The sequence below is a fragment of the Acidobacteriota bacterium genome (genome assembly GCA_040752915.1).
Taxonomy (GTDB): Bacteria; Acidobacteriota; UBA4820; order UBA4820; family DSQY01; genus JBFLVU01.
This window is the reverse complement of the sequence record JBFMHB010000084.1, coordinates 1-9,480: the sequence shown is the minus strand read 5'-3', so window position 1 is coordinate 9,480 and position 9,480 is coordinate 1. Positions and strand designations below refer to the sequence as shown.

Annotated in this window: 6 protein-coding genes; all 6 read left to right on the top strand. The window is 67.4% G+C overall.

Annotated features, from left to right (window positions below; all coding sequences use genetic code 11):
• Positions 1-992, top strand: a 992-nt coding sequence (locus AB1824_12015) for a PDZ domain-containing protein (GenBank protein ID MEW5765689.1), incomplete at its 5' end; no start/stop codon positions are given.
• 154 nt (positions 993-1,146) lie between these two features.
• On the top strand, positions 1,147-2,631 hold the full coding sequence (gene lysS / locus AB1824_12010) for a lysine--tRNA ligase (protein ID MEW5765688.1): 1,485 nt from the start codon (positions 1,147-1,149) through the stop codon (positions 2,629-2,631).
• Complete coding sequence (locus tag AB1824_12005) at positions 2,628-3,860, top strand: ABC transporter permease (protein MEW5765687.1); 1,233 nt, start codon at positions 2,628-2,630, stop codon at positions 3,858-3,860. Before lysS ends, AB1824_12005 begins: the two co-directional genes overlap by 4 nt.
• Entirely contained in the window at positions 3,860-4,525 is a 666-nt protein-coding gene (locus tag AB1824_12000) for an ABC transporter ATP-binding protein (protein MEW5765686.1), read from the top strand. The genes AB1824_12005 and AB1824_12000 overlap by 1 nt, the downstream gene beginning before the upstream one ends.
• 76 nt (positions 4,526-4,601) lie before the next feature.
• Positions 4,602-7,007, top strand: coding sequence for an ATP-dependent Clp protease ATP-binding subunit (locus tag AB1824_11995; GenBank protein ID MEW5765685.1), 2,406 nt, complete (start codon positions 4,602-4,604; stop codon positions 7,005-7,007).
• Positions 7,008-7,014: 7 nt separating this feature from the next.
• Positions 7,015-9,351, top strand: a complete 2,337-nt coding sequence (gene bamA, locus AB1824_11990) for an outer membrane protein assembly factor BamA (protein ID MEW5765684.1) — start codon at positions 7,015-7,017, stop codon at positions 9,349-9,351.
• The last annotated feature ends 129 nt before the right edge of the window (positions 9,352-9,480 follow it).

Here is a 9,480-nt window from a genome sequence, read left to right as displayed (position 1 = left end):
CGCTGCCCTTGGGCGATTCGAACGCGGTCCGGCCGGGGGATTGGGTCATGGCCGTGGGCAACCCGCTGATGTACAGCCACACCGTCACGGTGGGCGTCATCTCCGCCAAGGGCCGCCGGATCTCCTCCAGTTCGCTCGATGACTTCCTTCAGACCGACGCCGCCATCAACTTCGGCAACTCCGGCGGCCCCCTGGTGAACATCCGCGGGGAGGCCGTGGGAATCAACACCGCCATCACGCGAAGCGACTTCCGCGGCCGCACGGTGGAGGGCATCGGCTTCGCCATCCCCATCAACCTCGTCAAGGCCCAACTCGACCAGCTCAAGACCAAGGGCAAGGTGGAGCGCGGCTACCTCGGGGTGCGCGTCGGCCCCGTGGACCAGGACGTGAGGGATTACTACCAGAAGACGTACAAGCAGGAGCTGAGAGGCGGCGCCCTCGTCCAGAGCGTGGACGAGAACACGCCGGCGGCCAAGGGCGGCGTCAAGAAGGGCGACATCATCGTGGGCGTGGAGGGTTCGGACATCAAGGACAGCCGCCAGCTCCCCCACAAGATCGCCGCGTACCCGCCGGGCCGCACCGTCCACCTGGAGGTGCTCCGCGAAGGCGCCCGCAAGACGCTCAAGGTCACCCTCGGCGACCGGGCCAAGGGCCTGGAAGGGGAGGAGGAATCCGCCGCCCCCGGCCAGGAGAAGGAAAGCCAGGACGCCCTGGGGATCACGGTCCAGAACCTCACGCCCCAGAACCGCTCCATGTACCGCCTCCCCCAGGAGGCGGAAGGCGTCGTGATCACGGCCGTGGACCCGAAGTCCAACGCGTACACCAAGGGGCTTCGCGAGGGCATGGTCGTCTCCGAGGTGAACGGCCGGACCGTGGCCAGCGTCAAGGACTACCGGGCCGCCGCCGCAGACGTCAAGCCCGGGGATCCGGTGAGTCTCTACGTCATCGATGGGCGTGGGGGCGGGATTTACTTCTACTTCCGGGCCGGTTGAACCCCCGCCCGAACCGTGCCAGCGGGGCGCGCCAAAATGGCGCGCCCCGTTTCGATTCGGGACGGCTTCCCCGCCATCCGGGGCGCGCCCCGCCAGGATTGACCCCGAGCCGGTTTCCCGCCTATAATCAGGGCTTTCCGAAACGGGAGCCCCCTTGGAAGACGAACTCATCGCCCAGCGCCGCGCCAAGCTCGCCCAGTGGAAGGAGGCGTTTCCGCAGGCCCTCCCCTTCCGCTTCAACGCAACCCACCCCCTGGTGGAAATCCTCGCCCGCTTCGGGGACCAGAGCGCCGAGGCCCTCGCCGCGAGCCCCCCCCAGGTCCGCGTCGCGGGCCGCCTCGTGGCCCTCCGAAAGATGGGCAAGCTGGCCTTCGGCCATCTTCAGGAGAGCACGGCCCGGCTCCAGATCCTCTTCGAGCGTCAACGCCTCGAAGGTCTCTTCGCCCACCTGTCCCTCCTGGACATCGGCGACTGGCTGGGCGTGGAGGGGCCCCTCTTCCGGACACGGACGGGGGAACTCACGGTCCTCGTGGAGGGGCTGGTCCCCCTGCAGAAATGCCTCAGACCCCTGCCCGAGAAGTGGCACGGGCTCCAGGACGTGGAGGCCCGATACCGCCAGCGTCACCTGGACCTCATGATGAACTCCGACAGCCTGCCGCGCTTTCTGGCCCGGGCCCGGATGGTGCGGGCCCTCCGGGCCTTCATGGCCGATCGCGGCTTCGAGGAGGTGGAGACGCCCATGCTCCATCCCATGGCGGGCGGGGCGGCCGCACGCCCGTTCGTCACCCACCACAACGCCCTCGACTGCGACCTGTACCTCCGGATCGCCCCCGAGCTGTACCTGAAGCGGCTCGTGGTCGGCGGCATGCCCAGGGTCTTCGAAATCAACCGGAATTTCCGGAACGAGGGGATCGACACGACCCACAACCCCGAGTTCACCATGATGGAGTTCTACCAGGCCTACGCCTCCGCCGAGGACCTCATGGCCCTCACGGAATCCATGCTTCACGACGTCGTCCTGGCCGTGCGGGGGACCGAGACGGTCCCGTACCAGGGCCGGGAGATCTCCTTCCGTCCTCCCTTCGCGCGCATGGACCTCCGCGAGGCGGCCCGCACCGCCCTGGCCGAGCGGGGGGTGCCCGAGGACGCCCCGGCCTCACCCACCGCCCGCGCCGAATGGATCCCCCGTCTCGGGATGAGCCCGGCCAAGTCGGACACCCCCGAGAAGTTCCTGGTCGAAGCGTTCGAAACCCTCGTCCAGCCCACGCTCCTGAACCCAACCTTCGTCCACGGCCACCCCGTGGAGGTGTCCCCCCTCTCCCGGCGCCGCCCGGACCGGCCCGACACGGCCGACCGCTTCGAGCTGTTCGTGGCGGGGATGGAGGTCGCCAACGGCTTCTCCGAGCTCAACGACCCCGACGATCAGCGCGGCCGCTTCAAGGCGCAGGTGGAGGCGAAGGCCCACGGGGACGAGGAGGCCATGCCTTACGACGAGGACTACTGCCAGGCCCTCGAGTACGGCCTGCCGCCCACGGCCGGGGAGGGCCTGGGCGTGGACCGGCTCGTCATGCTCCTGACCGACACGCCCTCGATCCGGGACGTGGTCCTCTTTCCCCTCCTCCGTCCCCAGAGTCCATGAGCCTCGCCACCTTCGTGGGCCGCCGGTACCTCTTCGCGAGGCGGCGGCAGGCATTCATCTCCCTGATCACGCTCATCTCGGTGGCCGGCGTGGCCGTCGGCGTCATGGCCCTCATCATCGCCCTGGCCATCTCCACGGGGTTCACCACGCGAATCCAGGAAAAGATCCAGCTCCTCAACGCCCATTTGAACGTCCTGGGCGGCCCGGGAGAAATGTCCCCGGAGGAGACCGAAGCGGTCTATCGGGCCCTCTCCGCGGACCCGCGCGTGAAGGCCTTCACGCCCGTCGTCCTCGGCACCGGCCTTGCCAGCGGCCCCACGACCCGCGTGGGCGTCGTGGCCAAGGTCGTGGGCGTGGAGCCCTCCACCCAGCGCGCCGTCGTGGACGTCGGACCCTTCACCGAAGGGTCGGGGTTCCTCGGGCAGACCCCCGACGGCGCGCACGGGGCGGTTCTGGGCGCGGACCTGGCCCAGGAGCTCGGCGTGGGGCTCGGGGACACGGTCCAGCTCCTGGCGCCCCGCCTCACCCTCTCCCCCTTCGGCAGCATTCCCAAACTCGTCTCCCTCAAGGTCACCGGCATTCTGAGGACGGGGTATTACCTCTACGACACCGGATTCGTCTACGTGGACCTGGGGCTGGCCCGGACGCTCTTCGCAGGTCCCGGGCGGGTCAGCGCCGTGCAGGTCCGCCTCGCGGATCCGTCGGGCATCGCCGCGGTCGCGGGAGACATCCAGCGCGCCCTCGGCCCAGGCTTCCGCGTGCTGGACCTCATCGCCACCAACGAGGAGTTCTTCAAGGCCCTCCGGATGGAGCGGGTCCTCCTCTTCCTCGCCATCGGCCTCATCGTCATGGTGGCCGCTCTCAACATCATCTCGACGCTCATCCTCCTGGTGATGGAGAAGGTCCGGGACATCGGCATCCTGAGGAGCATGGGCGCGTCCGCCACGGACATCCGCGGCGTCTTCCTCTTCCAGGGGATGGTCATCGGCGCGGTGGGCACGCTCCTGGGGGCCTGCGCAGGGGTGGCGGCCTGCCTTCTCCTGGACCGGTTTCACGCCATTCCCCTGTCGCTGGACGTCTACCCCCTCCCGTACGTCCCCTTCATCACCTCTCCCGGGCAGGTGGCCGCCGTGAGCGCCTTTGCCCTCGCCGTCTCGTTTCTCGCCACCCTGTACCCGTCCACCCGCGCCTCGCGGCTGGACCCCGTGGAAGCCCTGAGGTACGAGTGATGATCCAGGTGGAAGGTCTGACGAAGGGCTTCCAGTCCGGCACCCGCCGCATCACGGTCTTGAGGGAGGCCTCCCTGGCCGTGGCGAAGAACGAGATGGTGGCCCTCACCGGACCGTCGGGGGTGGGGAAGAGCACGCTCCTGCACCTCCTCGCGGGACTGGACCGGCCCGACGCGGGGTCCATCCGCGTCGGAGGGTTCGAGGTGACCTCCATGCAGGGAGCCGAAAAGGATTCCTTCCGCCGCCGCACCGTGGGAATCGTGTACCAGTTTCACTTCCTCCTCCCCGAATTCACGGCCCTGGAAAACGTCCTCATGCCCGCCGTGGTGTCCGGGGAGCGCCCCGGGGCCGCCGCCCCCCGCGCCCTGGACCTATTGAAGGAGGTGGGCCTGAGTGAACGGGCTCACCACGTCCCCGGCCGGCTCTCGGGAGGCGAGCAGCAGCGGGTCGCCCTCGCCCGGGCCCTCATGAACGGACCGGGCCTGCTCCTGGCGGACGAACCCACGGGGAACCTGGACGAGGAGACCGCCGACCAGGTCTTCGATCTCCTCCTGAACCTCCGGTCCCGGAAGGGCCTCACGGTCCTGCTGGCCACGCACAACCCGAGGCTGGCCGCGGCCTGCGATCGGACCCTTCGGCTTCACGAGGGGCGGGTCCTCTCGTGAGGCCCCTCCCCCCCCGCCCGTCGAGCGTGGCACCTGCCTCCTGCCGATGGTATACTCCCCCGGAACGGGGCGCGTGATGTACGAACGGTTCACCGAGCAGGCCCGAAGAGTCCTCTATTTCGCGCGCCACCAGGCGCACCGGGCGGGCCTGCCCGTCACCGACACGGAGCACATCCTCCTGGGGATCCTGGAACTGGATTCCCCCCTCTTGAGGGACCTCCTGGAGCGGGCCCGCGTGAGCGCCGACGAAGTTCGGGAGGAGATGGAGGACACCCTGTCCGACGACGCCGCGGCGCCCTCCTCGGCCCCGCCTCCCTGGTCCCGAGACGCCCGTCTTCTCATCGAGAAGTACGCACCGGACGAGTGCGAGCGGGCGGGCGCCCTGCGCGTGGGCGTGGAGCACCTCTTTCTGGGTCTGCTCCATTTGGAGGACTCCATCGCCGGAAGGCTGCTCCGGCAGCACGGGCTCGCCCTGCCCGCCGCCCGGGAGCGTCTCCAATCCGGACCCCGGCGGCCCCCCTCCGAGGCCCGCCGGGAGGAGCGGCCGGCTCTCGAGGAGTTCACTCAGGATCTCACTGCCCTGGCCGAGTCCGGCGAGCTGGACCCTCTGGTGGGCCGCGAGGAGGAGCTCGACCGGGTCATCCAGATCCTGGCCCGGCGCCACAAGAACAACCCGATCCTCCTCGGCGAACCGGGCGTGGGAAAAACCGCCCTCATCGAGGGCCTTGCCCAGCGGATCGCCCGGGGGGAAGTGCCGGCCACCCTCCGAGGGAAGCGGATCCTGACCCTGGACCTCTCCCTCGTCCTGGCGGGCACCAAGTACCGCGGCCAGTTCGAGGAGCGCCTCAAGGGGATCCTCAAGGAGGCCACCGCGGACCGCTCCGTCATCCTGTTCGTGGACGAAATCCACACCATGGTCGGAGCGGGCAGCGCCGAAGGCTCCCTCGACGCCGCCAGCATCCTGAAGCCGGCCTTGAGCCGGGGCCAGGTCCAGTGCATCGGCACCTCCACCTTCCGCGACTACAAGCGCTACATCGAGAAGGACCGCGCCCTCGTCCGGCGCTTTCAGCCGGTCAAGATCCTCCCCCCTTCCGAGGAGGCCACCCTGGCGATCCTCGAGGGCCTGCGGGAAAGGTACGAGCGCTTCCACGGGGTGCGCTACCACCCGGAAGCGCTCCGGCAGGCGGTCCTGCTCTCCAACCGCTACATCTCCGACCGCTTTCAGCCGGACAAGGCCGTGGACGTCATCGACGAGGCGGGCGCCATGGCCAAAATCCTCGCGGGACCGAGGCCGAAGGCCGCCCCGGAAGTGGAGGTGGAGTGCTGCGACGTGGGCCCCGACGGCTCCAGACGCTTCCGTCTCTGGGAGGACGAACCCCAGGCTCCGGGAAACCGGCGCCCCAAGAGAGTCCCTCAAGCCGGAGGCCCCGGATTCCAGGAGACCATCCCGGTGGGCCGGGGTCAGGTGGAGCAGGTCGTGGCGCTGTGGACGGGGATCCCCGTGACCGCCCTGATGGAGGACGAGAAGGGCAAGCTCCTGCGGATCGAGGAGAGCCTCCACCGCCGTGTCGTCGGCCAGGAGCAGGCCATCTCCGCGCTGGCCCGCGCCATCCGCCGGTCCCGGGCGGGGATCAAGAATCCGAACCGGCCCATCGGATCCTTCATCTTCCTCGGACCCACGGGCGTGGGAAAGACCGAGTCCGCCAAGACGCTCACCGAGTTCCTCTTCGGGGACGAGCGGGCCATGGTCCGGCTCGACATGAGCGAGTACGCCGAAAAGCATTCCATCTCGAAGATGATCGGGAGCCCTCCCGGCTACGTGGGCTACGAGGAGGGCGGGCAGCTCGTGGAGCGCGTGAAGCGGCGCCCCTACGCCGTCATCCTCCTGGACGAGATCGAGAAAGCCCACCCGGACGTGCTGAACATGCTCCTCCAGATCCTGGAGGACGGGATCTTGACGGACAGCTACGGCGAGACCGTGGACTTCCGCAACACCCTCCTCATTCTGACGAGCAACCTCGGTTCCCGGTTCGTGCTCGAGAAGGGCGTACCCGGCTTCGGAGACGGGGAGGAGCGGGCGGTCTCGGCCAAGCGGGACGAGGTCTTCCGCCTCCTGAGGCGCTCCCTCCTTCCCGAGTTCCTCAACCGGATCGACGAGGTCATCGTCTTCGATCCCCTCAGCCGAGAGGACCTGCTCGCCATCGCCGGCCGGATGATCGGCGACCTCAACAATGCCCTGAAGGTCAAAGGGCTTCAGGTGATTCCCTCTCGCGGAGTGGCGGAGTTCCTGGTGGAGGCCTGCTGCAAGGACCCGGCCTTCGGGGCTCGCCCCCTCCGGCGAGGCGTCCAGACGCTCATCGAGGACCCCCTGGCCGAATGGCTCCTCTCCCGCGAGGTGCGGGAGGGGACCCGGATCCGCCTCGAGGTGGAGGGGGACAGGCTGGTCCTGAAGGACATGGAGCCGGTGCCCATTCCCGGATAGGTGAGGCATGCGCCGAACGACGGTCTTTCTGATTCTGGCTCTCGCATCCATGGCCCTCCCCCTCCTCGCCCAGACGGCCGATCCGGGCGAGCCCAGGCCCGTCATCGAGAAGATCATCCTGGAGGGGAACGACCGGCTCACGCAGGACGCCTTTCTCGCCATGACCACGCTGCGTGTGGGCCAGGTTTACGACGAGGCCCTCGTGAAGGCCCAGTTCCAGAAGATCTGGAGCTCGGGGCTCCTGGAGGACCTCTCCATCGATGTCCAGCCGGGGGAGCGGGGCGGCAAGGTCGTTCTCTTCCGGATCAAGGAGCGGCCCATCGTGGCCTCGGTGGAGTTCACCGGGAGCAAGTCCCTCACGGGATCCACGATCCTCGACAAACTCAAGGAGAACAACGCCGACCTCAAGACGGGGACCATCCTGGATTACCAGAAGGTCAAGAAGACCGAGGCCGCGCTCAAGTTCATGGCCGCGGAGAAGGGCTTCCCCGATGCGGAGGTCTCCTCCAAGGTGCAGTCCATGGGGCGCTCCCAGGTGGCCGTCACCTTCAAGATCAACGAGGGCGCCAAGGCCCGGATCGAGAAGGTCCGGTTCACGGGCGTGACCGCCTTCTCACCGCGCCGCCTCAAATGGACCCTCAAAAAGACCCGGTCCCACTGGTGGCTCTCCTGGGCCACGCGCCACGACGTTTACTCGGAAGGCCGCTACTACGAGGACGTGAAGCTGGTGCGCGAGCTGTACGAGACGGAGGGCTACCTGGACGTGGACGTGGGCGATCCCATCGTGGAGAGCCGCTTCAACGAAAAGCGCTCCCGGAAATGGCTGACCCTCACCATTCCCGTGGTCGAAGGGGCCGCCTACAAGCTGGGCGAGGTGAAGTTTGAGGGCAACAAGGTCTTCACCGACCAGGAACTCCGGAAACTCGTGTTCCTCAAGCCCGGCAAGAAACTCGACAAGGTCGGGCTGGGGCACATCCTCAAGGCCATCGAGGCCAAGTACGGGGAGAAGGGGTACATCTATGCCACGGCCACGCCCGTCTTCGAGAAGCACGAGGCGCAGGGCATCGCGGACGTGACCCTGTCCGTCACCGAGGACCAGGTCTACTACCTCAACCGGATCGAGTTCGTCGGGAACTTGGACACCCGGGACCACGTTCTGCGGCGCGAGATGCAGGTCCACGAGCAGGAGGTCTTCGACTACGTCCGCTACCAGCGCGGGCTCTACCGCCTGAAGCAGACCGCGCTCTTCGAGATCAAGGAAGACCCGGTGGTCACCAAGGTGCCCAACACCAACACGGTGGACGTGACCGTGAAGGGCGAGGAGGCCAGCAAGAACGAGCTCCTCTTCGGGGGCGGGTACGGCGGCGTCAACGGGTTCTACATCTCCGGGGCGTTTCGCACCTACAACTTCCTGGGACTGGGGACGACCCTGTCCCTGAACGCCGACATCGGAAAGGTCCAGAAGCTCTACTCGATCAACTACTCGGACCCCTGGCTCTTCGGAAAGCGAATCGGAGGAGCCTTCCAGCTCTACAACTCCAGGCTCACCTACCTCCAGTTCGACCAGGAGGCCACGGGGGGATCGGCGAGCGTCACCTTCCCCCTCGGGCTTTTCTCGGGGTGGTCCGTGGGCTACCGGAGGGAGCAGTCCAAGGTCACGAACCTCGACACCTCCCTCATCGATCCGGACTATCTCTCCCTGTACAACAACTCCACCACGAGCGCCGTCTTCACGAGCCTGTTCTTCAACACGGTGAACAACCCCTTCCGGCCCATGACCGGCATGTCCCTCAACCTGTCCTCCGTCGTCGCGGGGAGCTTTCTCGGGGGGGACAACTACTTCGTCAAGCCCTCCTTCGAGGGCTCGCTCTTCGTTCCGACCTTCCGGAAGCAGAACCTGGCCTTCCGGCTGAGCGTGGGCTACGTTCGGGGGTACTCGGGCCGCGAGATCCCGATCTGGGAGCGCTTCTTCCTGGGCGGCGAGGACACCCTCCGCGGGTTCGGGGTCCGCTCCGTCTACCCCCTTACGAAGGACAACCGGTACTTCGTGGACCCCCGCACCGGAACCATCCAGGGCGGTGACCGGGTGTTCCTGACCAACGCCGAATACGTGTTCCACATCACCGAGCAGGTGGACATCGCCCTCTTCACGGACGTGGGCAACACCTTCCACGAGCGACAGAAGTGGGAGCTTTCCAACTACCGGGCCGACGCGGGCGTCGAGTTCCGCTTCTTCCTGCCCACCTTCAACATCCCCCTGCGCCTGATCTACGCCACCAACCTCAAGTCCAAGCCCGGAGACGACTTCAGCAACTTCCAGCTGTCCATAGGACTCACGTTCTAAATCCTCAGGAGGACCGGATGTTCAAGAAACTGTTCCCCGCCGCTCTCGTTGGCGCCCTCTCCCTGCTGACGGTCGGGCTCATGGCCCAGACCCGCATCGCCGTCGTGGACGCCATGAAGGTGGCCAACG

Bases quoted from the DNA above. Each gene is read 5' to 3' on its own strand.
- AB1824_12005 (MEW5765687.1), top strand. From the start codon at position 2,628: ATGAGCCTCGCCACCTTCGTGGGCCGCCGGTACCTCTTCGCGAGGCGG.
- AB1824_12000 (MEW5765686.1), top strand. From the start codon at position 3,860: ATGATCCAGGTGGAAGGTCTGACGAAGGGCTTCCAGTCCGGCACCCGC.
- AB1824_11995 (MEW5765685.1), top strand. From the start codon at position 4,602: ATGTACGAACGGTTCACCGAGCAGGCCCGAAGAGTCCTCTATTTCGCG.
- bamA (MEW5765684.1), top strand. From the start codon at position 7,015: ATGCGCCGAACGACGGTCTTTCTGATTCTGGCTCTCGCATCCATGGCC.